The following is a 25,762-nucleotide window of genomic DNA, read 5'->3' as shown; positions in this document are numbered from 1 at the left end:
CGAACAGTCCGAGTTCGACGGCGGCGCTGCGGGCGACGAGAAAGCCGAGGATCCCGATGACCCACGCCGTCGCGCTCGCCGCGGGGGCGGCCGAGGTCTGACCCCGCGGGCACCGGCGGCCGCCGCCGCGCCGACCCGGGGGATGCGCCGTCAGTGCCCGGCGCCGACCCGCGACCCGGCGATGGGCTTGGCGGCACCCGAGGCGAGGCCCGACAGAACGATGAGTCCGACGAGGATCCACAGGGTCGGCAGCAGGCCGACCTGATGACTGATCCAGCCGAGCACGGGCGGCCCGCAGAGGAAGGCCACGTAGCCGATCGTCGCGGCCGCGCTCACCGACGCCGCCGCTCTGGTGGGGTCGTCGGCCGCCGCAGACATGCCGAGGGGGAAGCCGAGCGACGCACCGATGCCCCACAGCGCGACGCCGACGAGGGCGAGCGGCAGGTTCGGGGCGAGGATGAACAGGGTGAGCCCGCCGGCCGCGGCGATGGCGAGGATGCGCAGCGTCCAGACCCGCCCGAAGCGGTCGACGAGCGGACCGCCCACGGCGCGCACGACCGTCATCGCGACCGAGAAAACTGTGAGGGCGATCGCGCCCTGCGCCTCGGTGCCGGCGTGCCCGTCGACGACGGCGAGGGGCAGCCAGTCGTTGGCGCCGCCCTCGGCGAAGGCCATGCCGAGCATGATGAGTCCGATGAAGTAGATGCGCGGCTCGCGCCAGACGGCCAGGGCCGCAGTGAGCCGTTCGCGGCGCGACCCGCGCGCGTCGTCGGCGCCGACGACCTCGCCGCGCGTGCGCCGCGGGACGAATCGCACGGCGACGGCGGCCGTGGCGACGACGATCGCCCCGAGGCTCCACAGGTGCGCGGCGACACCGACCCCCCACGCGGTCATGCCGACGCCGATGCCGGCTCCAGCGACCGTGCCGAGACTGAACAGCGCGTGGAACAGCGGCATCATGGTGCGCCCGAGCCCCTGCTCGTTGGCGGCGCCCTCGACGTTCATCATGATGTCGGTGGCGGCCATGCCGAAGCCCATCACCGCGAGCCCGACCGCCGTGACGGAGTAGGAGGGCACGACGTCGACCCCCACTCCCACGATGGCCAGGCCCACCCCGAAGGTCACGAGACCGGCGAGCAGGCCGCGGCGCGCGCCCCACTGCGCCAGCACGAGGTTGGCGAGCGAGAGTCCGACGAGCGACGCGGCGCCCAGGACGAACAGCAGGATGCCGACCTGGAAGTCGTTGATCGCCAGCCCTGTCTTGACCGACGGGATGCGCGATGCCCACGTGGCGAACCCGAGCCCCGTCGCGAAGAAGATCGCGAAGATCGCGTTGCGCCAGTTGACCAGTTCGCGGCGGGCGGGCGTCATCTTCATCGGAATACTGTATCGAATCGTTTCGACGCGAGGGGGCGTCAGGCTACGATCGGTCGGACATGAGCACGCGTCGCCCGACCATCGCCGACGTCGCGCGCGAGGCAGGCGTCTCGCCGTCGACGGCCTCGGTCGTGTTCAGCGGCAAGACCCCCGTCTCGGACGCCACCCGCCGACGCGTGCTCGATGCGGCAGAGCGACTCGGGTACACGGGACCCGACCCGCGGGCGGCCTCGCTGCGCACGGGGCGCTCGGGCATCGTCGGCGTCGTCTTCGAAGAGCATCTGGGCACGGCGTTCCTCGATCCGGTCAAGACCCTCACGATGGACGGCCTGGCCGACGGCGTGGCGGGGCTCGGCGCGGGCCTGCTGCTGCTGCGAGATCACGCCGATCCCGCTGCCGTCGGACCGTCGCTCACGACGGCGCCGATCGACGCGGCCGTCCTGATCGGCTGCAGCGGGCTGCTGCGGGAATCCCTCGACGTCGTCCGCTCCCGCGGCATCCCGGTCGTCGTGATCGAGGGCGATGCCGGCGCGGGGGTGCCGCGCATCGGGCTCGACGATCGCGAGGCGCAGCGCCACGCCGCGAGCCACGTGCGCGGCCTCGGCCACACCGACGTCCGGATCGTCACGCTCCCCGTCCGACCCGGGTGGACCGGCGGCTGGATCGCGCCCGACATCCGCATCGTGATCGAGGTGACGCGGGACCGTCTCGCCGGCGCGCGCGACGTGTTCCCGGATGCCGCCGCCTACTCGGCAGCAGCGAGCTCGATCGACGAGGGGCTCGTGGCCGGGCGGGCGATCTTCGCCGACGCGCGGCCGACCGCCGTCATCGCGCAGAGCGATCTTCTCGCGGCGGGCATCATCCGTGCCGCTGAGGAAGCGGGGCTGCGCGTGCCGGAGGACGTCAGCGTGACGGGCTTCGACGGGATCGTGGTCGACGGGCTCGCGCCCTACGTGCTCACGACGCTCGTTCAGCCGGCGACCGAGAAGGGGCGCAGCGCCGGACGCGCCGTCGCCGCTCTGCTCGAGGGCCGCGAGGCGGCATCCCTGCGCTTCACCTGCGTGTTCCGCGAAGGGAACACGACCGCGATCGCGCGGGCCTGAATCGCACAATGCGGTTCGGGGACGAATCTCGCGCCGTTAGACTTGACCGACACTTCGATCGCCCCAGCCGCCCGCGGGAACACCCCGCCCGACGACTCTGAGGAGGGCCGCCCTTGCTGCTCATCCTCGGCGCGTTCGCGATCGTCCCGATTCTGCTGCCGTGGCTCGTGCACCGCATCGGTCCCCGCGCGTTCTTCGCTGCGGCGCTGTTGCCGACCGGCGCGTTCGTCCACGCGGCGCTGCAGGCGCCGACAGTGCTCGCCGGAGGAATTCCGTTCGAGGCATACGACTGGATCCCGTCGCTCGGGATCGTCCTGTCGCTGCGGATGGACGCCCTCTCGTGGGTCATGACGCTCATCGTGACGGGCGTCGGCGCGCTCGTGATGTTCTACTGCCGGTGGTACTTCGCGGGCAAGAGCGAGGGCCTCGGCCAGTTCTGCGCCGTCCTGCTCGCGTTCGCCGGAGCGATGTACGGGCTCGTGCTCACGGACGATCTCGTCGTGCTCGTGATGTTCTGGGAGCTCACGAGCGTGCTGTCCTACCTGCTGATCGGCTACTACAACAGGCGCGGTGCGAGCCGTCGAGCCGCCCTGCAGGCGCTGCTGGTGACGACGCTCGGCGGGCTGGTCATGCTGATCGGCGTCGTGCTGCTGGTCGTCCACGCCGGGACCTCGAGCATCTCTCTGATCCTCGCCGAGGCGCCCACCGGCGCCCTCGTGAACACGGCGCTCGTGCTGATCCTCGTCGGCGCGCTGAGCAAGTCCGCGATCTTCCCGTTCCACTTCTGGCTGCCCGGCGCCATGGCCGCCCCGACGCCGGTCAGCGCCTACCTGCACGCGGCGGCGATGGTGAAGGCGGGCATCTACCTCATCGCCCTGTTCGCGCCGATCTTCGCGATGGCTCCGACGTGGCGCCCGATCGTCATCAGTCTGGGCGTGTTCACGATGCTGCTCGGCGGCATCCAGGCGCTGCGCGAGACAGACCTCAAGCGCATCCTCGCGTTCGGCACGGTGAGTCAGCTGGGACTGCTGACGCTCGTGCTCGGCTACGGCACGCGGGATGCGGCGCTGGCAGGCCTCGCTCTGCTCATCAGCCACGCCCTGTTCAAGTCGTCGCTGTTCCTCATCGTCGGCGTGATCGATCGACAGCTGTCGACGCGCGACATCCGCGAACTGAGCGGTGTCGGCCGCCAGGCGCCCGCGCTCGCGACCGCCGCGATCGTCGCGGTCGCGTCGATGGTCGGCATGGTTCCCACGATCGGCTTCGTCTCGAAAGAGGGCGCGCTCGCGGGCCTGCTCTACGAGGCGACGGCGGGAGAGGCGTGGGGCATCGTCGCCCTCGTGGGCATGTCACTGGGCTCCGCCGTCACCGCCGCCTACGGCATCCGCTTCATCTGGGGCGCGTTCTGGACGAAGAAGGAGCCCGTGTCCGTTCCGGCGGACGCCGATGCTCCGCGCGGGGCCTCGCGGAGCGCACGCCGCTCCGACGCCGTCGCGATGCCGCGTACGGAGTGGCCCCATCCGCCGGTCGGCTTCGTGCTCGCTCCAGCTCTCCTTGCCGCGCTGACGCTCGTCACCGGCCTGGCGGCACCGTTCCTCGACCTCGCCCTGTCGGGCTACGCCGATCTGGCGCCACGGGCGACACCGGGGATCACACCGCCCGCGGACGTCGCGCACCTCGCCCTGTGGCACGGCTTCGAACCGGCGCTGTGGATCTCGATCGGCACGCTCGTGTTCGGGTTCCTGCTGTTCTGGGTCACCAAGCGCGGATGGACGCGACGGGTGCTGCCCTTCACGGCGGCCGACGTCTACAACGGCGTGCTGCGCGGTGTCGCACGACTGTCTGTGCTGACGACGAGCCTGACCCAGCGGGGATCCCTTCCCGTGTACGTCGGCACGATCTTCGTCGTGCTCATCGCCGCCGAGACGACGGCGCTCGTCATGGGCGGGGACTGGGTCATCAGCATCGACGGGTGGCACACGCCGATGCAGCTCGTCGTCGCGCCCCTCATGATCATCGCCGGCATCATCGCGGTGCGCGCCCGCAAGCGGTACACGGGCGTCGTTCTCGTCTCGGTCACCGGCTTCGGCATGGTCCTGCTGTTCGGCACGAGCGGTGCTCCCGATCTCGCCCTGACCCAGATCCTCGTCGAGACGGTGACCCTCATCGCCTTCGCCCTCGTGCTGCGACGCATCCCCTCGCGCATGGGCGAGCACAACGCCTCGGTGCAGCCGGTGATCCGTGCGGTCCTGGCCATCGCGGTCGGTCTCACGATGGCCGCGGTCGCACTCATCGCGACCGGCGCGCGCGACTACCTGCCCATCTCGACCGAGTTCCCCGACCTCGCGTACGACATCGGTCACGGTCAGAACGTCGTCAACGTCGCCCTCGTCGATCTGCGCGGGTGGGACACGATGGGCGAACTGTCGGTGCTCATCCTCGCCGCGACCGGTGTGGCATCCCTCGTCTTCGTGACGCACCGCGCCGACACGCTCTCGCTCGTGACGGCGCTGCCCGCGTTCTCGAATCGCACACGCCGCCCGCTCGTCGAGACGGACGAGGGCGTTCGTCCGCGCACGGCGGCGACGTCGGGCCGGCGCCAGGCGTGGCTCGTCGGCGGGCAGCGAGTCAAGCCCGAGGACCGGTCGATGATGCTCGAGGTCATCGTGAGGATCCTCTTCCACACGATCATCATCGTGTCGCTGTACCTGCTGTTCGCCGGTCACAACCTTCCGGGCGGCGGGTTCGCCGGTGGGCTCGTGGCGGGCATGGCGCTCGTCATGCGATACGTCGCCGGCGGGCGCTACGAACTGGGCGCCGCGGCGCCCACCGACGCCGGGCGACTGCTCGGCATCGGGATGACGCTCGCCGTGGGGTGCGCCATCGTGCCGCTGTTCTTCGGTCAGGCGCCCCTGACGAGCACCATCTTCGAAGCCGACGTGGTGCTGTTCGGCCACATCGAGTTCGTCACGTCGACGCTCTTCGACGTCGGGGTCTATCTCGTCGTGATCGGACTCGTACTCGACGTGCTGCGCAGCCTCGGCGCCGAGGTCGACCGCCAGCTGCAGGCCCTTCGACCGGCTCAGGGACCGGGTGGACCGGGTGGACCGGCTCAGGGACCGCGCGCGCAGGGGGTGAACGCCTGATGGGCAACTCCGGTGGCTATGACGTGAGCCTCGTGCTCATCGTCATCATGGCGGCGCTGTTCGCGTGCGGCGTGTACGCGATGCTCGAGCGCAGCCTGACGCGCGTGCTCATCGGATTCCTGCTGCTGGGGAACGCGGCGAACCTGCTGCTTCTCATCGTGATGGGAAGGCCCGGCGCCGCACCGTTTTACGGTGCCGCCGATTCGGCCGACGAGATGTCGGACCCGCTGCCGCAGGCCCTCACGCTGACCGCCATCGTCATCACGTTCGCCGTCTCGGCCTTCCTCCTCGCCCTCATCTACCGGTCGTGGCAGCTCGGCCAGGCCGACACGGTGCAAGACGACGAGGCCGACGTCGAGGTGCGCGAACGCAGCGCCGCTGCCGAGGACGTGCTCGACGACGAGACCGAGATCGAGGACGAAGACGACGACGTGACCACCGACTTCATCGGCACCGATACGGCGCCCATCACGGTGCTCGGCAGTCGCGATGTGCCGGGGCTGAACGACGACGCCCCGCTCAACCGGCCGGGCCGTCGCCCGACGGGAGGTGACGGCGAATGAGCGCCCTCGTCCCCCTCCTGGTGACGCTGCCCCTGCTCGGGGCGGCCGTCGCGCTCATCGCCGGTCGTCATCGCAAGACGCAGGTCGTCGTGTCGATCGTGACGTTCACGCTCGTCTTCGCCATCGCCGCGGTGCTGTTGGTCACCGTCGACCTGACCGACCAGCCGATCGCCGTGTCGGTGGGCGGCTGGCCGATCCCGTTCGGGATCGTGCTCTACGTCGACACGCTCGCCGCCCTGCTCGTGGCCATCTCGAGCCTCGTCCTGCTGGCGGTCCTGCTCTTCTCGGTCGGTCAGGGCGCCGCCGACAACGACGACGACACTCCCGTCTCGATCTTCCACCCGTCGTACCTGATCCTCGGCGCCGGCATCTTCAACGCCTTCATCGCCGGGGACCTGTTCAACCTCTACGTCGGCTTCGAGATCCTGCTCGTCGCGTCGTACGTGCTCATCACGCTCGGCTCGACCGAGTCGCGGATCCGCACGGGCGTCGTCTACATCGTCGTCTCGCTCGTCTCGTCGATCCTCTTCCTCGCCGCGATCGCGATGATCTACGGCGCCCTCGGCACCGTGAACATGGTGCAGATCGCCGAGCGGATGGGGGAGCTCCCACAGGAGACGCAGCTCGTGCTGCACCTGCTGCTGCTCGTGGCGTTCAGCATCAAGGCCGCCGTCTTCCCGCTGTCGTTCTGGCTGCCCGACTCGTATCCGACCGCCCCCGCACCGGTGACGGCCGTCTTCGCGGGTCTGCTCACGAAAGTGGGCGTCTACGCGCTCATCCGCACGGAGACGCTGCTGTTCCGCGACAACGACGTCAATGTGCTGCTGCTGATCGTGGCGCTGCTCACGATGATCATCGGCGTCCTGGGTGCGCTCGCGCAGGCCGAGCTGAAACGCATCCTGTCGTTCACGCTCGTGAGCCATATCGGCTACATGATCTTCGGCCTCGCGATAGCGACGCCACTGGCGATCGGCGCGACGATCTACTACATCGTCCACCACATCGTCGTGCAGACGACCCTGTTCCTCGCGGTCGGACTCATCGAACGCCGGGCGGGGAGCACGTCGATCCTGCGCGTCAAGGGGCTCATGCGCGCGGCACCCGTCATCGCAGTGCTGTACTTCATCCCCGCCGTCAACCTGGGCGGTCTGCCGCCGTTCTCGGGCTTCATCGGCAAGTTCGCCCTCTTCGACGCCGCCGCGCAGGTGGGCACACCCCTCATGATGATGCTGATCGTGAGCGGCGTCGTGACGAGCCTGCTCACGCTCTACGCCCTCATGCGTGCGTGGAACCTCGCCTTCTGGCGCGAAGACGACGAGTTCGCCGAAGCCGAGGTCGAAGCCCGGGTGTCCTACCTCGGCGGTGCGCCGGCCGCGAAGCTGCAGACCGAGCGCCGCGTCATCCCGCGGATCATGACGACGGCAACGGCCGGCATGGTCGCCGTCACGGTCGCGCTGACGGTGTTCGCCGGACCGCTGTACGCGCTGTGCGCCCGCGCGGGAGAGCAGCTGATGGGCACCGTGACGATCGTCGAGCTGAGCGAGGAGGCGCAGCAGTGAGCCCCGACTCCCGTCCCGCCTCCGTGCTCTTCCAGCTCTGGCGCCAACTGCCCTTCTTCATCTGGCTCATCGCCCTGTGGATGCTGCTGTGGGGCCAGTTCACGTGGGTCTCGTTCGTCACCGGGCTCGTGGCGGCGATCGTCGTCACGCGGGCATTCCGCCTGCCGCCGGTCGAGCTGTCCGGACGCATCAACCTCTGGTACGGCCTCGTCTTCGTCGTGTCGTTCGTGATCGCCGTCGTCGCCGGCTCGCTCATCGTCGCGTGGCAGGTGATCGACCCGCGCCGCCAGCCGGGGGCCGCGATCATCGCGGTGCCGATGGTCGTCGACGACGACCTCATCATGACGCACACGGCCGTCACGTGCTCGCTCATTCCGGGGTCGCTCATCATCGACGCCGACCGCGATCGCGGCATCCTCTATCTGCACGTCATCGGGGTCCGCAGCGCCGCCGACGTCGAGAAGCAGCGTCAGGACGTGTACGCCTGGGAGCGCCGCATCGTCAAGGCCGTGGGATCCCGTGCGCAGGTCGAGAAGATCCGGGATGCCGCCCGCCCGACCCCGATCGGAGGCACCGTATGACCGCCCTCCTCATCCTCATCTACGTCATCTTCGCCGTGTCGGCCCTGCTGACGCTGTGGCGCGTCATCGTCGGACCGTCGATCCTCGACCGAGCCGTCGCATCCGACGTGCTCATGACCCTCGTCATGTGCATGCTCGGCGCGGACATGGCGATCAACCAGCACACGCGCACACTTCCCGTGCTGCTCATCATCGCCGCCGTGGGCGTGTTCGGCTCCATCGCGATCGCGCGGTTCGTCGCGAGAAGGGATGGACAGAGCTCATGACCGGCGACCAGTGGCTCGACATCGCGGTGTTCGTGCTGATCCTCATCGGTGCGCTGCTGTGCCTCACCGCGGCGATCGGCATCCTGCGGTTCCGCGATGTGCCCACGCGACTGCACGCCGCGACCAAGCCGCAGGTGCTCGGCCTCATCCTCATCTGCCTCGCGATCGCCCTGTCGCTGCGCTCGTGGCCCGTCGTGGCCTTCCTCGCGCCGATCGTGCTGATCCAGCTCGCGACGGCGCCGCTGTCGGCGCACATGGTCGCGCGCCAGGCCTACCGCAACGGCACGATCGCGCAGCGCTCGCTGTACACCGACGAGCTCGCCGAGTCGCGGCAGACGCCGCCGGCCGCGGGAGGCTGACCGGCGGCATCCGTCACGCGGCAGGTGTCAGCGTGAGGGTGTGCGTCGCTGCGGCGTCGACGGCATCGGGGCTGAAGGCCCACGGCGTCAGGGCGACCTGCTGCCAGGCCGCGGTCTGATCGACGTAGTTCGGGTGGAACGCGTGTCCGCTCGCGCCGGTGAGGTGGTTCCACCGCGAGGCGTCGAAGTCGTCGAGGTCGATCACCATGCGCATCGAGGGCACCGTCACGGTCGCGAAGTCGACGCCGAGATCCCAGCCCGTCGCATTGACGACCGACGCGCCGCCGCCCACGGGGTAGGGCCCGCGGTTGAACAGCATCTCGATCGGCGCGATGCCCGACGAGCCGAACGTCTCGCTGCGCAGCGGGAGCGCGTGCAGGGCTCCCCAGTTCCAGCGTGACGGGTTGTCGGTCTGCAGTTCGACCAGGCGCTCGTACGCGTCCTCGGCCGTGCGCGTGAGCATCGCCGTACGGGTCGAGACGTCGAGGGCGTCGTTCTGCCACCACTCGGACTGCGGATCCCGCAGGATCTCGTCGACGAGAAGGAACAGCCGGCCCTGACCGGCGACGGGAAGGTCGTCGTCGCGCCCGCGCACGAACAGGTTCTGCACGAGTTCGTCCCACAGCACGTTCGCGTAGGCGGCGGCCGCCGAGTCGGCGTCGTTCTGGGCGTCCCACGAGCGCATCAGCTCGAGGGCGGCATCGGGTCCCTGACGGCCCGTCGACAGGTCGTGGAACGCGGCGGCGAGACGCTTGCCCATGAAGAACTCGTTGTCGGCCTGGATGCTGCGCATGTCTTCGAGCGTCAGCTCGCTCTCGGCCGATTTGCGCTCGATGAGGTGTGTGATGCGGGCCGCACGCCAGCCGTAGTCCCAGTCGCGCGTGAGGAAGTACTCGTAGTCGTCGTCGACGACGGCGTTGTTGGCCGTCACGATGTAGCCCTCGGGCGGATTGAAGACGACGGGCAGGTCCTCGAACGGGATGTAACCCTGCCAGTCGTAGGCCGAGTCCCACCCCGGCTGCGGGAGCCAGCCGTCACCCGCGCCGCGGATGGGCAGGCGGCCGGGCGTCTGGTAGCCGATGTTGCCGTCGACGTCGGCGTAGACGAGGTTCTGGGCCGGCACGTCGAAGAGCGATGCCGCGCGGCGGAACTGCTCGAAGTCCTGGGCGAGGTTGAGCTCGAAGATCGCCGTCGCCGTCGTGCCCGGGCTCAGCGCGGTCCACTCCAGCGAGACGGCGTACTCGCCGTCGGGTGCATCCGTCGGTGCCGCGCCGTCGCCGACACGGGGGTCGGTGGCGATGCCGGTGAAGTCGTCGGTCAGGCCCGACACGATCGGTCCGTGCCCCGTAGAGCGGATGACGAGCTCGACGTCGTCGCCGCCGGCGACCTCGATGGTCTCGGTGCGCTCCTCGAGGGGCAGGAGCTCGCCGTCGCGCCAGTACTGATCGCCCTCGATCTTCTCGATGAACAGGTCGGCGACGTCGGTCGTGAGGTTCGTGAAGCCCCACGCGATGCGATCGTTGTGCCCGATGATGACCCCCGGCACGCCGGAGAAGCCGAAGCCCGCGACGTCGAACGGGCAGTCGACGGTGACCGTGTCGCAGCGCAGTGCGATCTGGTGCCACACGCTCGGCAGCGCGGCACCGAGGTGGGGGTCGTTGGCCAGCAGCGGCATGCCGCTCTCGGTGAGTTCGCCGGAGACGACCCACGAGTTCGAGCCGATTCCCTCGCCCGTGTCGCCGACGAGCGCAGCGACGGCCTCGACGACGCCGTCCCCTTCGGTCCACTGCACCGATGCCGTCGCGATCGCGACCTCGTCGTCGGCATCGGCGGTCGGCGCCGGAACCTCGGAGATCGTGGGCACGATCACGGGATTGCGGTCGAACGGATAGCCGGGGTAGAGCTCGACCAGCTGCTCTTCGTCGAGCTCGGTCGCCAGGAGCGCGCGTGTCGTCTCGTCCTCGAGGTTCGAGCGGAGGTCCCAGGCCATGGCCTTGAGCCACGCGACCGAGTCGGCCGGGGTCCACGGCTCGATCTCGTAGTCGGGGTTCTGCAGTCCGAGCACGGCGTACTCGAACGACGCGTCGGCGCCGTCGTTGTCGGCGAGGTAGGCGTTGACGCCCTCGGCATAGGCGTCGTAATAGCTGCGCGTGGTCTCATCGAGCGCGTCGACCTCTTGCTCGGCGATCGCGCGCCAGCCGAGGGTGCGCAGGAATCTGTCGGTGCCCAGCTGCGACTCGCCGAACAGCTCGGCGACGCGTCCGCTCGTGACGTGCCGGCGGAAGTCCATCTCCCAGAAGCGGTCCTGCGCGTGCACGTAGCCCTGCGCGAAGAGCAGGTCGTCGGTGCTCGAGGCGGTGATGACGGGGATACCCAGGTCATCGCGCTGCACCGTGACGTCGGCGGCGATGCCGGGCACCTCGATGACACCGTCGCGCTGGGGGAACGAGCGCTGGATCGTCCACACGAGCGCTCCCGCCGCGATGAGGGCGATGATCGTCACGCCGGCGATGACGCCGAAGACGCTCCTGCCGACGATGCGACCGACGGATCGACGTCGCTTCGCGGGCTCGGGCACGCCGTCGTCGGAAACGACGGGGTCACTGACGGTACTCGTCATCGAAGGCTCTCCACGGCTCGGGCAGCAGGTACGCCGTGTCATCCACGACGAGCCTCGGTGCCACCTTTCGGGTCGGTGTCACCGTCGAGAATCGTAACCCCACCGACGCGAGGCGTCGAATAATCCGGATGAATTGTGCAAAGTGGTGCTCAGCGCACCCGACCCTGTGATTCCTCCGGAGTTATCGACGCCGTCTCGGTGTCAGTCCGTGCCGAAGTCGAACGCGGCGCCCTCCGACACCGCGTCGGTCGCGTCGGCGAGCTCTTCGCTCGCGGCGTCGTGCTCTTCGACGTGCTCGGTGATCTCGCCCGCTTCACCGGCGTGCACGCGGCCCACCAGGGCGCCGGTCGCGCCGCCGATGAGGCCCATGCCGGCGTACTGCTCGAGCCGCGAGCGCGAGTCGGCGATGTCGAGGTTGCGCATCGTGAGCTGGCCGATGCGGTCGGTCGGGCCGAACGCCGCGTCGCCGACGCGCTCCATCGAGAGCTTCTCGGGTCCGTACGACATCATCGGGGCGGTCGTGTCGAGGATCGTCCAGTCGTCGCCGCGGCGCAGGCGCAGCGTCACGGTGCCCGTGATGGTCGACCCGACCCACTTCTGGATCGACTCGCGCAGCATGAGCGACTGCGGCTCGAGCCAGCGGCCCTCGTACATGAGGCGGCCGAGTCGGCGACCCTGCTCGTGGTACGTCGCGAGGGTGTCCTCGTTGAGGATGCTGTTGACCAGGCGCTCGTAGGCGATGAACAGCAGCGCCATGCCCGGGGCCTCGTAGATGCCGCGCGACTTCGCCTCGATGACGCGGTTCTCGATCTGGTCGCTCATGCCGAGGCCGTGGCGGCCGCCGATGCGGTTCGCCTCGAGCACGAGTTCGACGGGGTCGGAGTAGGTCGCGCCGTTGAGTGCGACAGGGCGCCCCTGCTCGAAGGTGACCGTGACGTCTTCCGTCTCGATCTCGACGGCGGGGTCCCAGTAGCGCACGCCCATGATGGGCTCGACGGTCTCGAGCGACACGTCGAGGTGCTCGAGGGTCTTCGCCTCGTGCGTCGCACCCCAGATGTTGGCGTCGGTCGAGTACGCCTTCTCGGCGGAGTCACGGTACGGGAACCCGTGCTCGACGAGCCATTCGCTCATCTCCTGCCGGCCGCCGAGCTCGGTCACGAAGTCGGCGTCGAGCCATGGCTTGTAGATGCGCAGCGCGGGGTTGGCGAGCAGGCCGTAGCGGTAGAAGCGCTCGATGTCGTTGCCCTTGTAGGTCGACCCGTCGCCCCAGATGTCGACGCCGTCCTCTTTCATGGCGCGCACGAGCAGCGTCCCGGTCACGGCGCGACCGAGCGGCGTCGTGTTGAAGTAGGTCTTGCCGCCCGAGCGGATGTGGAACGCGCCGCACGCGAGGGCGACGAAGCCCTCTTCGACGAGTGCGGTCTTGCAGTCGACGATCCGCGCGATCTCGGCGCCGTACTCGAGCGCCCGGCCGGGGATCGCCTCGATGTCGTCTTCGTCGGGCTGGCCGAGGTCACCCGTGTAGGTGCAGGGGACGGCGCCCTTGTCGCGCATCCACGCGACGGCGACGGACGTGTCGAGCCCTCCTGAGAAGGCGATGCCGACGCGCTCGCCGACGGGCAGGGACTGAAGGACCTTCGACATGTCTCTGATTCTAGTGAGCAACCAGGATCCCGCCGTGTCGTGGGCAGGTTCGTTCGTCTGCGGCAGAGTAGGGGCCATGAGCACCAGAGTGAACGTCGACAACTTCGTGCGCGCAGAGACCGCACGCATGTTCCATGACATCCAACGCGATGCCGGTGGTGTCAACATGTTCCGCCACAACCGCGAGCCGGCGCCCATCGACCAGCAGACCGTCGTGCGGCTCAATCGCGACACGCTCTACAGCTTCGCCGTCGTGGACCTGGCAGGCGGCGCAGCGCTGGAGATTCCGGATGCCGCGGGTCGCTACCTGTCGGTCATGGTGCTCGATGAGGGGCACTTCGTGCGGGCCGCGCTGCACGACGCCGGCACATATGACCTCGCCGCCATCGCCCCGAACGCCGAGTACGTGCTCGTCGCGGTGCGCGCGCTCGTCGACCCCCTCGATCCCGATGACGTCGCCGCCGTCGCCGCGCTGCAGGACGAGATCTCGCTGTCGGCGGGCTCGTCGCGTCCGTTCACGCTGCCGGACTACGACACCGCCTCGTTCACCGCGACGCGCGGCGCGCTGCTGCAGCTGGCGGCGGGGCTCCAGGGCTTCGACCGCATGTTCGGCACCGAGGACGAGGTCGACGCCGTCCGCCACCTGATCGGTGCGGCCGCCGGCTGGGGCGGGCTGCCCACGAGCGAAGCGTCCTACATCGGCGTCGACCCGCAGCGCCCCGTCGGTCGCTACGACCTCGTGCTGCGGGACGTCCCGGTCGATGCGTTCTGGTCGGTGTCCGTCTACAACGCCGCGGGCTACTTCGAGCCCAATCCGGAGGGCAAGTACACCGTCAACTCCGTCACGGGCGTGCCCGACGAAGACGGAGCGATCACCGTACGATTCACGCCTCCCGGCGAGGCGGAGGAGCCCAACAGCATCCCCCTGCCCGACGGATGGAACTTCCTGGTGCGCCTCTATCGCCCCCGCGAAGCGTTCGTCGACGGCAGCTGGACGCTCCCGGAACTCGTGGCTCGCTGATCGAGGTCACCGAGCCGGTGCCGTTCCTCGATCCGGCGGCGATCAGCCGAGGGTGACGCCCGTGATCGTCACGGTCGTGGCCGGCGCTCCATCCGGCGCCCCGTCGGCCGTGCCCGCTGCCGCGACGGCCTGCACGACCTCGAGTCCCTCGGGGGAGAGCTCGCCGAAGACCGTGTACGACGGCGGCAGAGCCGTGTCCTCGTAGACGAGGAAGAACTGCGAGCCGTTCGTGTCGGGCCCCGCATTGGCCATGGCGATCGTGCCGGCGGGATAGGTCTCGCTGCCGTCGAGCTCGTCGGCGTAGCTGTAGCCGGGGCCGCCGCGTCCGGTGCCGGAGGGGTCTCCGCACTGCAGCACGAAGATGCCCGTCGTCGTGAGGCGGTGGCACGACGAGTCGTCGTAGTAGCCCTGCTCCGCGAGCGAGACGAAGCTTCCGACGGTGCACGGCGTGCGATCCGCGTCGAGCGTGAGCGGGATGTCGCCCGCCGAGGTCTGCAGGGTGGCGTCGACGATGCCCGCGACAGCGGGTTCGGCATTCGGCGCCGTCACGTCGCGTACGGCGCCGGAGTTCTCGACGTACTCGCAGCCCTGCGCCTCGGCGGGGGCGGGCGCGGAGGGTTCGGTCGTCGCGCCGGGCGAAGCCGGAGTCGAGCAGCCGGCGAGCAGCGCGAGCGTGAGGGCGAGGAGGGGGACAGCGATGAGACGTTTACGCACGCGTCCAGCGTAGGGGGACGGGGCCGCGGCCGCGTGCGATCACGAGACGGCCGCGCGTGGTCCCGCCTCTCGGGAGCGTGCGCGCCGCCGCCCGATCCACACGACGCCGAGCCCGACGATCATGATTCCGATCGCGATGCCGATGATGTAGAGCGTCACACCGACGTAGCCGTTCTCGAAATTGTGCGGATCGAGGAACGGATAGGGGTACCACCACGGGTCGCCCGTCGCGGGCGCCGTGATGAGAGGCCCGCGAACGAGGGTGTAGATGACCCAGACGACCGGGAAAGCGGCAACGGCCCACACGGTGCTCCATGCGAGTGCACGCCGCTTCGGCGCCAGGAAGAGGTCCAGCAGCAGCACGATCGGGATGACGACGTGGAGCACCTCGTTCGACCACGCGACCGTCACGCCCTGGTCGAGGGCGACCCCACGCAGGAGCGTGTTGTAGACGATGCCGGTGATCACCATGTAGGTCGTGGCGCACGCGAGCAGGACCGCGAACCAGCGCGGTTCCGCGGCGGCGGCGCGTCCCCTCCCCAACGCCCACATGCCGCCGATCGCGAGTGCGATCGCCGCGATGAGGTTCGATTCGATCGTGAAGTAGCTCAGGAAGTTCGCGACGACGGTCGGGACATCCCCCGCGTGACCCGACGTCGTCTCGTTCGCCCGCGCGACGGTGCGAGTCAGCTGTGCGACGATCGCCGCGACGCCGAGCGCGGCGGCGAGGATCCGCACGAGCGACCACGACAGAACCCAGGCGGAGGAGCGGAGCATCCGCTCAACATAGCGGGGCCGTGTCCCGTGCCGTCGATAGGATGGGACATCACCGTCCGATAACGGGGGAGTAGCCCATGCCAGGCATCGTGATCGTCGGAGTCCAGTGGGGAGACGAGGGCAAGGGCAAGGCCACCGACCTGCTCGGAGAACGCACCGACTGGGTCGTCAAGTTCAACGGCGGGAACAACGCCGGCCACACGGTCGTGATCGGCGACGAGAAGTACGCGCTGCATCTGCTGCCATCGGGCATCCTCTCTCCCGGTGTCAACGCCGTCATCGGCAACGGCGTCGTCGTCGACCTCGAGGTGCTCTTCGCCGAGCTCGAGGCGCTGCGCGCTCGCGGCGTCGACACGTCGCGCCTCAGGCTGAGCGCCAACGCGCACATCATCACGCAGTACCACCGCACGCTCGACAAGGTCACCGAGCGCTTCCTCGGAAAGCGCCAGATCGGCACGACCGGGCGCGGGATCGGTCCGACCTACGCCGACAAGATCAACCGCGTGGGCATCCGCGTACAGGACCTCTTCGACGAGAACATCCTGCGGCAGAAGGTCGAGGGTGCCCTCGACCAGAAGAACCACCTGCTCGTCAAGGTGTTCAACCGCCGCGCCATCACGGTCGACGAGGTCGTCGACGACCTGCTGTCGTACGCGGATCGCGTGAGGCCCATGGTGGCCGACACGTCGCTCCTGCTCAACGATGCGCTCGACCGCGGAGAGGTCGTCGTCTTCGAGGGCGGCCAGGCGACCATGCTCGACGTCGACCACGGCACGTATCCCTTCGTGACGTCGTCGTCGGCGACGGCGGGCGGCGCCGCGACGGGATCGGGCGTCGGCCCGAACCGCCTGGACCGGATCGTCGGGATCGTGAAGGCCTACACGACCCGTGTCGGCTCAGGTCCGTTCCCGACCGAGCTGTTCGACGAGCAGGGCGACTGGCTGCGTTCGCGCGGCTTCGAGTTCGGCACGACGACGGGCCGACCGCGACGCGTCGGCTGGTACGACGCGCCCATCACCCGCTACGCCGTGCGCATCAACGGGGTCACCGACCTCGTGCTGACGAAGCTCGACATCCTCACGGGACTCGAGCGCATCCCCGTCTGCGTCGCCTATGACGTCGACGGCGAGCGGTTCGATGAGATGCCGGTCAACCAATCCGACGTGCACCACGCGACGCCGATCCTCGAGTACTTCCCCGGCTGGTCGCAGGACATCTCGGGTGCCCGTTCGTTCGATGACCTGCCGATCGAGGCCCAGGACTACGTGCTCACGCTCGAAAAGATGAGCGGCACACGCATCTCGGTCATCGGCGTGGGTCCGGCGCGCGATGCCGTCATCGTGCGTCAGGACCTCGTCGACTGATGACCCCCCGGCCCCTGCGCCTGCCTCCCCGGTCCCTGACGCCGTCTCCCCGGTCCCTGAGCTTGTCGAAGGGTCGCCCGTGAGGTTCCTCATCGGCGGCTACTCACCCGACAAGGACGGCTCTGCCACCGGCATCGGGATGCTGCTCGCCGGCGCCGCCGACGATCACCTGGCGGGCGGGTCGCTCGGATACGCGGGCGAGGTCGCCGCGACGACCTCGCCGTCGTGGGTCACCGCGCACCCGACCCTCGATGTCGTCTACGCGTCGCTGGAGACCAGGGGTCTCGTGCAGGCCTTCCGGCGCACGGGCGACGCGACGTTCGCGCCGCTCGGTGAGCCCGTCGCGGCCGGAGACGCCGTGTGTCACCTCGCTGTCTCTCCCGATGCGCGCTTCGCTCTCGCGAGCTGCTGGGGCGACGGGCGCGTCGTGCGCATCCCGCTCGACGGCGCGGGTCGGCCCGGCACTCCGCGAGTGCTGCCGCCGGCGGTCGGCTCGGGCCCCACCGTCGACGCGGACCCCGACGGCATTGATCTCGCCGCTGCGGGGCGGGCGCTGCGCGCGGCGGCCGGCGAGGAGTTCGCTCACCTGGTGCCCGCGTACGACGATCGCGAGGCGGATGCGACGAGCGAGGCATCCGATGGCCGACCTTCTCGCGCGCACCAGGCCGTGTCGCTGCCGGGCGGTGCGTTCGCCACGACCGACCTGGGGCTCGACCTCGTGCGGTTCTGGCAGACCGACGGTTCGCGGCTCGTGCCGACGCAGCAGGTCGAACTGCCGCGGGGGAGCGGACCGCGTCACGCCGTCTGGCATCCGAGCGGTCACCTGTACGTCAACACCGAACTGTCGAACGAGGTGTACGTGTTGGCGTGGGACCCCTCGCTCGCGCAGGGTCGCGGCCGTTGGCGGATCGCGGCGGGAACGCCGCTCGGTCCGACCCTCGAGACCGACACGGGCGCCGAGCTCGCGATGTCGCACGACGGTGGATTCCTCTATGCCGGGGTGCGGGGAAGCGACACGATCGCGACGCTGCGCGTGCGCGGCGCGGGCGAATCCCTCGATCCCGTCGCGCTCGTCGAAGCAGGAGTCGTCTGGCCGAGGCATCACCTCGTCGTGCGGGACACGCTGCTCGTCGCCGGGGAGCGCTCGAACGACGTCGCCTCGCTCACCCTGGACACGCGCACGGGCGTGCCGGGCCGCGCACGTCACCGCACCGCGGCGCCCAGCCCCACGTGCATCCTCCCGATCGCCGGCTGAACAGTCGCTGAGCTTTGGGTCTCCGCGTGACGACGGTGGCGCGCTCGCGGTCATCGAGTAGCGCCGCAGGCGCGCTCGCGGTCATCGAGTAGCGCCGCAGGCGCGTATCGAGATGCGCGGGGGATCTCGATACGCGGCCTGCGGCCGGCGCGGGGGATCTCGATACGCGGCCTGCGGCCGGCGGAGGAGATCTCGATACGCGGCCTGCGGCCGCTACTCGATCTTGTAGCGAGTCGCCTCAACGCTGCTGCGCAGCATTGACCCGACTCGCTACAACTTTGCGTCCTGCCGGGGGATCAGGATCTGCTTGATGATGAGCAGGATCGATGCGGTCACCGGGATGGCGACGAGCGCACCGAGCAGCCCGAGCAGAGTGCCGCCGACGAGCGCGCCGATCACGACGAGCGAGCCCGGTACCGAGATCGTCCGGTTCATGACGCGCGGCGTGAGGACGTACGCCTCGAGCTGCATGTACACGAGGTAGATCGCCGCGAACAGCAGCGCCGGCAGCCATCCCGTGAACAGGGCGATGACCGTCGCGAGCGCCCAGTAGAGGACCGAGCCCACGAGCGGGATGAGCGTGATGCAGAAGGCGACGACCGCCATCAGCGCGGGGAACGGCAGTCCCAGCACGAGATGCAGGACGAGTGCGAGGATCGAGTTGCAGAACGCGAGGATCACCATCCCCATCAGATATCCGCCGATCGAGTCGGTGATCTCCTCGGTGAGGCCCGCGGCCTTCGGCCGGTTGCGGGCGGCGAAGACCCGGTTGAACGCCTTCTTCATCGTCGGGAGCGACGCGAGGAAATACAGGCTCAGAACGAGCACGATCACCAGGCCCGAGATCGTCGTGGCGATCGAGGCGCCGACCTGCAGCAGCCCGCCGCCGATCGTCGCGATGTTGGAGGGGTTGGTGATGAACGACTGGACCTGGTTGAGGATCGTGCCGACCTGGTCGCCGAAGTTGTCCTGCAGCGAGTGGTAGAAGTCGGACTTCTGGAAGTCGGCGATGAGCGACGGAACGTCACTGACGAACTGCGCGATCTGCCGGATGACGGTCGGGACGATGAGCAGCAGCACTCCGGCCATGAGGATCGCGAAGCCCGTGTAGACGATGACGATGCCCCACGAGCGCTTCACCGAGTGCTTCTCGAGCCACCGCACGATCGGGTCGAGCCCGAGTGCGGCGAACAGCGCGAACACGATGTAGATGAGGACGGTGGAGAGGTTCGTGAAAGCCACCCCGACGGCGAATGCCGCCAGTGCGCCGAGAGCGAGGAAGAACCCCGCGATGAAGGGTCGGTTGAGTGTCGTCCAGTAGCTGCGCGACGCCGGTGCCTCACCGGACGCGGTGAGGATCGCCTCTGCCGGCACATCTGCCGCGGGCGGTGCTGCGACCGACCCTGCGGGCGTCGGTGACGCGGGTGGTGGGGTGGCGGCATCCGAAGCATCGGTCATGTGTCACACTCTAGGGCCGAGCGGTCGGGTGGCACGGGTAATCTCGACCCATGACCGACGAGGACCCGACGACGACCCTCCTGCGCCTGCGCAGCAGCATCGACAACGTCGACGCTGCGCTGATCTTCCTGCTCGCGGAGCGGTTCAAGTGCACGAAGCAGGTCGGTCAGCTGAAGGCCGAGTTCGGGATGCCGCCCTCCGACCCCGCCCGCGAGGAGCAGCAGCTCGAGCGACTGCGTCGCCTGGCCGAAGACGCCGACCTCGATCCGGCGTTCGCCGAGAAGTGGTTCAACTTCGTCGTGGCCGAAGTCATCCGCCACCACACGGAAGCGGCCGACGGGCGCTGACGCCCGCCGGCCGCCACGCGGCATCCGTGTCTATGGAGTCGCGCGCCGCAGCGTGAGGTAGGACGTTCCCGAGAGAAGGACGATCAGTGCGAGTCCCCACAGTGTGAGTCCGAGCGCGCCCGTCGTCATGATCCACGAGAAGAGATCCGACCACGCGTTCTGCTGGCTCACGATCCACAGGAGCCCGACCAGGATCAGCGCGATTCCGAGGATGACGATCGTCAGGACGGCCGTGCCGAACCGCTTGAAGATCGTCGCGCCCCAGAAGCCCACGACGAAGAACAGCATCGCGAGAGCGAAGAAGCACAGACCGGCAGCGGCCGGACCGGCCTCCCAGACCCACGGCAGGTAGAAGAAGTACCCGTTCATGCCCCAGCCGTTCGAGGCCTGCTCGAACAGGCCGCCGAGCACGAAGATGAGGGCGAGGATCGCCGAGGTGAGCGCCGCCGTGAGGAGGGTGCCGAGGTAGAACTCCCGCCGCGTGACGCTCATCGCCTGCGAGAACGGGAAGGTCAGCGTCAGCGCCTGCGCGCCGACGACGGCGAAGTACCACAGCGGAGCCTGCGCCCCGCCCCCGTACAGGGCGCCGTCGACACCGGCGCTGGAGATGATCCCGTAGATCGCCAGGGTGATGATCAGCGAGCCGACCAGCACGATCACGGGAACCCAGATGTAGGTCTGACGGTTCACCAGCTGCATGCGGACGACATTGAGGGTGCGGCTCATCGGAGGGCTCCTTCGTCGAGGGCGGACGGGTCGGACTTCTGCTGCGCGTGCTGCGTCGTGCGCACGATCAGCTGCTGCAGTGAGACGGGCGCGACATCCAGGCCCGCTGCGGTGAGGCGCGCGCGGTCATCCTGGCTGAGCGCGCCGAGCACGGTCACCGACGAGACGCGGCCGAGGCTCTCGCGGTGGATCACCTCACGGCCATCGACGAAGGCATCGACAGCGGCCGAGTCGCCGACGATGTTCGCCGCCCGGTCGCGCACCGAGTCGGTGTCCTCGTCCATCACGATGCGGCCGCGATCGATCACGAGCACGCGCTCGATGAGGTTGGACACTTCGTCGATGAGGTGGCTCGAGAGGATGATCGTGCGCGGGTGTTCGCTGTAGTCCTCGAGCAGCCGATCGTAGAAAATCTGACGCGCGACGGCGTCGAGGCCGAGGTAGGGCTCGTCGAAGAAGGTGATCTCGGCGCGGGCGGCGAGCCCGATCACGACGCCGACGGCGGACAGCTGGCCGCGCGAGAGCTTCTTGATCGTCTTCTTCAGCGGCAGCTGGAAGTCGTCGATCAGGCGGTCTGCGAGCTCCTGATTCCAGTTCGGGAAGAACAGGCGGGCCGCGCGGAACGCGTGACGCGGTGTCGCATCATCCGGGTACTTCTGGCTCTCGCGCACGAAACACATGCGCTGCAGGACGTGCGCGTTCTCGTAGGGGTTCGCGCCGAAGACGCGGACATCACCCGACGTGGCGAAGTTCTGCGCCGTGAGGATCGACATGACGGTCGTCTTGCCTGCACCGTTGCGGCCGAGGAGGCCGTAGATCCGATCCTTCTCGATCGTGAAGCTGACGTCGTCGACGGCCAGCGTGTCGCGATAGCGCTTGGTGAGGTTCTTCACCTCGATCACATGGGTCATCGTGCGGGTCCTTCCGTGGTGGTCGTTCGTGCGGCGCGGTCGCGCAGCAGCGCGGCGAGGTCCTCGGCGTCGAGCCCGATCGTGCGGGCCTCGTCGAGGAGCGGATCGAGGTACCGCTCGGCGAACGTGGCGCGTCGCTCCGAGAGGAGCAGGTTGCGCGCCCCGCCGGCGACGAACATGCCGATGCCGCGGCGCTTGTAGAGCACCCCCTTGTCGACGAGCATGTTGATCCCTTTCGCTGCTGTCGCGGGGTTGATGCGGTAAAACGCGGCCAGCTCGTTCGTCGACGGCGCTCGGCTCTCTTCCGCCAGGCTGCCGTCGACGATCGAATCCTCGACACTCTCTGCGATCTGCAGGAAGAGTGCTCTGCCGTCTTCGATCACATCGACCTCACTGAGTTGGTTACTTACTTGACTAACTAACCATGCAACGGATGCTGCGCGCTTGTCAAGCCCCACGGGGTTTGGCAACGCGCAGTGGAGGGGACTAGGGTCGGTCGGGGCCTTTCCGAGGCCACGCACGACCAGTCCGCGACCGCCATGCCGCACCTTCTGGGGAGCCGGTGCGGGGGGCGTACGGTCGGCGGTCCAGGCGACGGACCCGATGTGTGTCGCCGCGCGCAGTCATCTGAACTCTCATCTCAGGGCAGGCGCACCCAGGATCGTCACCCGGGCGTAACCGATGCCGCACCGAAGCCGGGTGCGGTCGAGGCCAAGCACGTGACCACAGCACCAGTCGTTCCCGCCATCGAGGCGCGGAACATCTACAAAGTCTTCGGACGCAACCCGAAGGACGCCGTCAAACGGCTCCGTGCCGGTGAGACCCGCGCCGAGGTGAGCGATGTCGGGACCGCGGCCGTCATCGATGCCGGCTTCGCCGTCGCGCCGGGCGAGATCTTCGTCATCATGGGACTGTCCGGATCGGGCAAGTCCACCATCATCCGCATGCTCAACGGGCTGCACGACGCCACCGCCGGAACCATCTCGGTCTACGGCGACCCCATCACCGACATCCCGGCGAATCGCCTGCGCGAGCTGCGCCGGGATCGGATCTCGATGGTCTTCCAGCACTTCGCGCTGCTTCCGCACCGCACCGTCGCCGCGAACGTCGCGTACCCCCTCGAGCTGCGCGGCGTCTCGAAGGCCGAGCGACGCGCGAAGGCGGACGAGATGCTCGCCCTGGTCGGGCTCACGGGATGGGGCGACAAGCTGCCGTCGGAGCTGTCGGGAGGCATGAAGCAGCGCGTCGGCATCGCTCGCGCGCTCGCCGCCGACACCGACATCCTGCTCATGGACGAAGCCTTCAGCGCGCTCGACCCGCTCATTCGTCGGGAGATGCAGGAGCAGCTGCTCGATCTGCAGCAGAAGCTCAAGAAGACGATCGTCTTCATCACCCACGACCTCAACGAGGCGATGTTCCTGGGCGATCGGATCGCCGTCATGCGCGACGGCCGCATCGTGCAGACGGGCACTCCCGAGGACATCCTCACCGACCCCGCGAACGATTACGTCGAGCAGTTCGTGCAGGACGTGGACCGTGCGCGCGTGCTGACGGCGGCGAACGTCATGGAGCGCTCCCGGCCGGTCGTCACCGACACGGCGGGTCCGCGCACGGCCCTTCGGCAGATGCGCGACGCCTACATGTCGGCCGTCTACGTCGTGGGCCGCGACCGTCGTCTGCTCGGCGTCGTCTCCGACCGTGACGCGGTCAAGCTCGTCCGGCAGGGCGCCACGACCCTCACTTCGGTCATCAAGCCCGCACCGCAGACCGTTCGCGAAGACGAGACGCTGATGAACCTGTTCGTCCCCGCGGTCGAGTCGCCGCTGCCGCTCGCCGTGACGGACGCCGAAGGCCGTCTCGTCGGCGTCATCCCGCGAGTGACGCTCCTCGCGGCACTCGGACCAGGGCCCAACGCCACGGAAGAGATCGCCCTGCCGCTTCCCCCTGTGCCGCAGGCCGAGATCGACGCGGTCCTGGACGCGGCCGACGCCGTCGCCCGAGGGGCCGGCGACGGCGAGGGGGTGCGCTGATGGATGGGTTCCGCATTCCGATCGGCAGCTGGGCGAAAGCCGTCATCGACTGGATCAAGGCGAACCTCGAGTGGCTTCTCGACGGCGTCGCCGACGTCACGCGCTGGCTCGTCACGTCGCTCACCGATGTGCTGATCGCGACGCCGATTCCGCTCGCGATCCTCATCTTCGCCCTGATCGGGTGGCTCGTCCGCTCGTGGCAGCTGGCCGTGGGCACCGTGATCACCTTCGTGCTGATCGTCGGCATGAACATGTGGGTCGCTTCGATGCAGACGCTGGCCCTCGTGCTCGTCGCGACGCTCGTGGCCGTGGCGATCGCCGTGCCGCTGGGAATCTGGGCCGCGCGCAACGTCACCGTGAGCACGATCATCAAACCGGTCCTCGACTTCATGCAGACGATGCCGGCCTTCGTGTACCTGATCCCGGCGATCGTCTTCTTCAGCATCGGCATCGTGCCCGGCATGGTCGCGACGGTCATCTTCGCGCTTCCGGCCGGTGTGCGCTTGACCGAGCTCGGCATCCGCGGCGTCGATTCCGAGACCGTCGAGGCGGGGTACGCGTTCGGCGCGAAGCCGGGGCAGATCCTGCGCGGCATCCAGTTGCCCCTCGCGATGCCGACCATCATGGCCGGCGTCAATCAGGTCATCATGCTCGCGCTGTCGATGGTCGTCATCGCCGGCATCGCCGGCGCGGACGGCCTCGGTAAAGAGGTCGTGGCGGCGGTATCCACACTCAACGTGCCCCAGGGCGTCGAGGCAGGGCTCAGCGTCGTCTTCGTCGCGATCTTCCTCGACCGCGTCACGGCGGCACTGGGCAACCCCAATGACTACCGCACCTCGCTGCTGGGCATTCTCGCCCGACGCCGCGAGGCGCGGCAGAAGGCCTCGACAGAGGCACCCGCGATCGAGACGATCCCTGCAACCGTCTCGTGAGCACATACGGAACGCATGAACGTATACGGAAAGAAAGAGATCACATGAAAAAGCGCAACATCACAGCACTCCTGGCGCTGGGCGCCGCAACGAGCCTCGTGCTCGCCGGCTGCAGCACCGACAACGGCGACAATGGAGCCGACGGCGGCGACGCCGGCGCGGGCGCTGCCGACGAATGCAGCACGATCACCCTCGGCTTCCTGCCCGGATGGACGGACGGCCTGAGCACCGCGTACCTGCTTGAGAACCAGCTCGAGAAGCTCGGCTACACGGTCGAGATGAACACCCTCACCGAGGCGGGCCCGCTGTACACCGGCCTCGCCAACGGCGACGTCGACATCTACCCCTCGGCGTGGCCCGAGCTGACCCACGCGTCGTACATGGACGAGTACGGCGACAGCATCGAAGACCTCGGTGCGTACTACGACAACGCCAAGCTCACGCTCGCGGTGCCGACCTACATGGACATCGACTCGATCGAAGACCTCGTCGGCAACGCCGACCGCTTCAACGGCACGATCTACGGCATCGAGCCGGGTGCCGGCCTCACGCGTCAGACGCAGGAGGAGATGATGCCCGCCTACGGCCTCGACAGCGAGTACGAGCTGCTGACGTCGTCGACCGCGGCCATGCTCACCGAGCTCGGCAGCAAGATCGATGCGCAGGAGGACATCGTCGTGACGCTATGGCGTCCGTTCTGGGCCAACGACGCGTTCGACATCAAGGACCTCGAAGACCCGAAGGGCGCCATGGGCGACCCCGAGGCCCTGCACTTCCTCGGCACGGAGGGCTTCTCGGAGCGCTGCTCCGAGGCCGCCGACTACATCGCCGGCATCCAGCTCGATGACGCCGAGTACAACTCGCTCGAAGACCTCGTCGTGAACGAGTACGGCGAGGGCCAGGAGCGCGAGGCGATCGTCGCATGGCTCGAGCAGAACCCCGACGCCTTCGAGACGATCATCACGGACTGATATCCCACGCAGAACGGCCCCGGCGCTCGCGCCGGGGC

General features: G+C 68.8%; 23 protein-coding genes. 14 read left to right on the top strand and 9 right to left on the bottom strand.

Annotated features, from left to right (window positions below):
- Positions 1-150 precede the first annotated feature (150 nt).
- The gene (locus ACFC3F_RS10950) at positions 151-1,377 is read right to left on the bottom strand and encodes an MFS transporter (RefSeq protein ID WP_376129329.1); all 1,227 of its coding nucleotides are present in this window, start codon (positions 1,375-1,377) and stop codon (positions 151-153) included.
- 59 nt (positions 1,378-1,436) lie between these two features.
- On the opposite strand from ACFC3F_RS10950, the gene ACFC3F_RS10945 reads away from it, so the two are divergent.
- From ACFC3F_RS10945 to mnhG, 7 genes are all read left to right on the top strand, one after another.
- The gene (locus tag ACFC3F_RS10945) at positions 1,437-2,480 is read left to right on the top strand and encodes a LacI family DNA-binding transcriptional regulator (protein ID WP_376129327.1); all 1,044 of its coding nucleotides are present in this window, start codon (positions 1,437-1,439) and stop codon (positions 2,478-2,480) included.
- Between the two features lie 113 nt (positions 2,481-2,593).
- Complete coding sequence (locus ACFC3F_RS10940; RefSeq protein ID WP_376129325.1) at positions 2,594-5,626, top strand: Na+/H+ antiporter subunit A; 3,033 nt, start codon at positions 2,594-2,596, stop codon at positions 5,624-5,626.
- Entirely contained in the window at positions 5,626-6,189 is a 564-nt protein-coding gene (locus ACFC3F_RS10935) for a Na(+)/H(+) antiporter subunit C (protein WP_376129323.1), read from the top strand. The genes ACFC3F_RS10940 and ACFC3F_RS10935 overlap by 1 nt, the downstream gene beginning before the upstream one ends.
- The gene (locus ACFC3F_RS10930) at positions 6,186-7,748 is read left to right on the top strand and encodes a Na+/H+ antiporter subunit D (protein WP_376129322.1); all 1,563 of its coding nucleotides are present in this window, start codon (positions 6,186-6,188) and stop codon (positions 7,746-7,748) included. The genes ACFC3F_RS10935 and ACFC3F_RS10930 overlap by 4 nt, the downstream gene beginning before the upstream one ends.
- Positions 7,745-8,329 (top strand): Na+/H+ antiporter subunit E, encoded by a 585-nt coding sequence (locus ACFC3F_RS10925; RefSeq protein WP_376129320.1) that lies wholly within the window; start codon positions 7,745-7,747, stop codon positions 8,327-8,329. The genes ACFC3F_RS10930 and ACFC3F_RS10925 overlap by 4 nt, the downstream gene beginning before the upstream one ends.
- Positions 8,326-8,595, top strand: a complete 270-nt coding sequence (locus ACFC3F_RS10920) for a monovalent cation/H+ antiporter complex subunit F (RefSeq protein WP_376129319.1) — start codon at positions 8,326-8,328, stop codon at positions 8,593-8,595. Before ACFC3F_RS10925 ends, ACFC3F_RS10920 begins: the two co-directional genes overlap by 4 nt.
- Positions 8,592-8,954 (top strand): monovalent cation/H(+) antiporter subunit G, encoded by a 363-nt coding sequence (gene mnhG / locus ACFC3F_RS10915; RefSeq protein WP_376129317.1) that lies wholly within the window; start codon positions 8,592-8,594, stop codon positions 8,952-8,954. The genes ACFC3F_RS10920 and mnhG overlap by 4 nt, the downstream gene beginning before the upstream one ends.
- Positions 8,955-8,967: 13 nt before the next feature.
- Here mnhG and ACFC3F_RS10910 read toward each other — a convergent pair whose 3' ends face one another.
- A complete protein-coding gene (locus tag ACFC3F_RS10910) occupies positions 8,968-11,574 on the bottom strand; it encodes a penicillin acylase family protein (RefSeq protein ID WP_376129315.1) in 2,607 nt (868 codons plus the stop codon).
- 201 nt (positions 11,575-11,775) lie between these two features.
- Positions 11,776-13,218 carry an argininosuccinate synthase gene (gene argG, locus ACFC3F_RS10905; RefSeq protein ID WP_376129314.1) on the bottom strand — a complete coding sequence of 481 codons (1,443 nt, stop codon included), beginning with the start codon at positions 13,216-13,218 and terminating at the stop codon, positions 11,776-11,778.
- 76 nt (positions 13,219-13,294) lie between these two features.
- On the opposite strand from argG, the gene ACFC3F_RS10900 reads away from it, so the two are divergent.
- The gene (locus tag ACFC3F_RS10900) at positions 13,295-14,239 is read left to right on the top strand and encodes a DUF1254 domain-containing protein (RefSeq protein ID WP_376129312.1); all 945 of its coding nucleotides are present in this window, start codon (positions 13,295-13,297) and stop codon (positions 14,237-14,239) included.
- Positions 14,240-14,281: 42 nt separating this feature from the next.
- On the opposite strand, the gene ACFC3F_RS10895 is transcribed toward ACFC3F_RS10900, so the two are convergent.
- Both ACFC3F_RS10895 and ACFC3F_RS10890 read right to left on the bottom strand, forming a co-directional pair.
- Entirely contained in the window at positions 14,282-14,953 is a 672-nt protein-coding gene (locus ACFC3F_RS10895; RefSeq protein WP_376129310.1) for a peptidylprolyl isomerase, read from the bottom strand.
- Positions 14,954-14,992: 39 nt separating this feature from the next.
- Positions 14,993-15,730 (bottom strand): Pr6Pr family membrane protein, encoded by a 738-nt coding sequence (locus tag ACFC3F_RS10890; RefSeq protein WP_376129308.1) that lies wholly within the window; start codon positions 15,728-15,730, stop codon positions 14,993-14,995.
- Between the two features lie 77 nt (positions 15,731-15,807).
- Between ACFC3F_RS10890 and ACFC3F_RS10885 the strand changes: the two genes are divergently transcribed.
- Positions 15,808-17,094: an adenylosuccinate synthase gene (locus ACFC3F_RS10885; RefSeq protein ID WP_376129307.1), complete on the top strand. Its 1,287-nt coding sequence runs from the start codon at positions 15,808-15,810 to the stop codon at positions 17,092-17,094.
- Between the two features lie 79 nt (positions 17,095-17,173).
- Positions 17,174-18,349: a lactonase family protein gene (locus ACFC3F_RS10880; protein ID WP_376129305.1), complete on the top strand. Its 1,176-nt coding sequence runs from the start codon at positions 17,174-17,176 to the stop codon at positions 18,347-18,349.
- 270 nt (positions 18,350-18,619) lie between these two features.
- Here ACFC3F_RS10880 and ACFC3F_RS10875 read toward each other — a convergent pair whose 3' ends face one another.
- On the bottom strand, positions 18,620-19,807 hold the full coding sequence (locus ACFC3F_RS10875; RefSeq protein ID WP_376129303.1) for an AI-2E family transporter: 1,188 nt from the start codon (positions 19,805-19,807) through the stop codon (positions 18,620-18,622).
- Between the two features lie 50 nt (positions 19,808-19,857).
- On the opposite strand from ACFC3F_RS10875, the gene ACFC3F_RS10870 reads away from it, so the two are divergent.
- Positions 19,858-20,154 carry a chorismate mutase gene (locus ACFC3F_RS10870; RefSeq protein WP_376129302.1) on the top strand — a complete coding sequence of 99 codons (297 nt, stop codon included), beginning with the start codon at positions 19,858-19,860 and terminating at the stop codon, positions 20,152-20,154.
- Between the two features lie 30 nt (positions 20,155-20,184).
- On the opposite strand, the gene ACFC3F_RS10865 is transcribed toward ACFC3F_RS10870, so the two are convergent.
- The 3 genes from ACFC3F_RS10865 to ACFC3F_RS10855 are packed head-to-tail and all read right to left on the bottom strand — an operon-like array spanning position 20,185 to position 22,174.
- On the bottom strand, positions 20,185-20,880 hold the full coding sequence (locus ACFC3F_RS10865; RefSeq protein WP_376129300.1) for a hypothetical protein: 696 nt from the start codon (positions 20,878-20,880) through the stop codon (positions 20,185-20,187).
- Positions 20,877-21,791, bottom strand: coding sequence for an ABC transporter ATP-binding protein (locus ACFC3F_RS10860; protein WP_376129298.1), 915 nt, complete (start codon positions 21,789-21,791; stop codon positions 20,877-20,879). The genes ACFC3F_RS10865 and ACFC3F_RS10860 overlap by 4 nt, the downstream gene beginning before the upstream one ends.
- Entirely contained in the window at positions 21,788-22,174 is a 387-nt protein-coding gene (locus ACFC3F_RS10855) for a GntR family transcriptional regulator (RefSeq protein WP_376129296.1), read from the bottom strand. The genes ACFC3F_RS10860 and ACFC3F_RS10855 overlap by 4 nt, the downstream gene beginning before the upstream one ends.
- Before the next feature lie 336 nt (positions 22,175-22,510).
- On the opposite strand from ACFC3F_RS10855, the gene ACFC3F_RS10850 reads away from it, so the two are divergent.
- The 3 genes from ACFC3F_RS10850 to ACFC3F_RS10840 are packed head-to-tail and all read left to right on the top strand — an operon-like array spanning position 22,511 to position 25,724.
- Positions 22,511-23,821, top strand: a complete 1,311-nt coding sequence (locus ACFC3F_RS10850; protein WP_376129294.1) for a glycine betaine/L-proline ABC transporter ATP-binding protein — start codon at positions 22,511-22,513, stop codon at positions 23,819-23,821.
- The gene (locus ACFC3F_RS10845) at positions 23,821-24,753 is read left to right on the top strand and encodes an ABC transporter permease (RefSeq protein ID WP_376129292.1); all 933 of its coding nucleotides are present in this window, start codon (positions 23,821-23,823) and stop codon (positions 24,751-24,753) included. The genes ACFC3F_RS10850 and ACFC3F_RS10845 overlap by 1 nt, the downstream gene beginning before the upstream one ends.
- Before the next feature lie 44 nt (positions 24,754-24,797).
- On the top strand, positions 24,798-25,724 hold the full coding sequence (locus ACFC3F_RS10840; RefSeq protein ID WP_376129290.1) for a glycine betaine ABC transporter substrate-binding protein: 927 nt from the start codon (positions 24,798-24,800) through the stop codon (positions 25,722-25,724).
- Positions 25,725-25,762: the final 38 nt, after the last annotated feature.

It is taken from the genome of Microbacterium sp. NPDC055910 (assembly GCF_042271185.1).
In the GTDB taxonomy this organism is placed as follows: Bacteria; Actinomycetota; Actinomycetes; order Actinomycetales; family Microbacteriaceae; genus Microbacterium.
The sequence above is the reverse complement of the archived record's forward strand: the minus strand, read 5'-3'. Positions and strand labels throughout refer to the sequence as shown.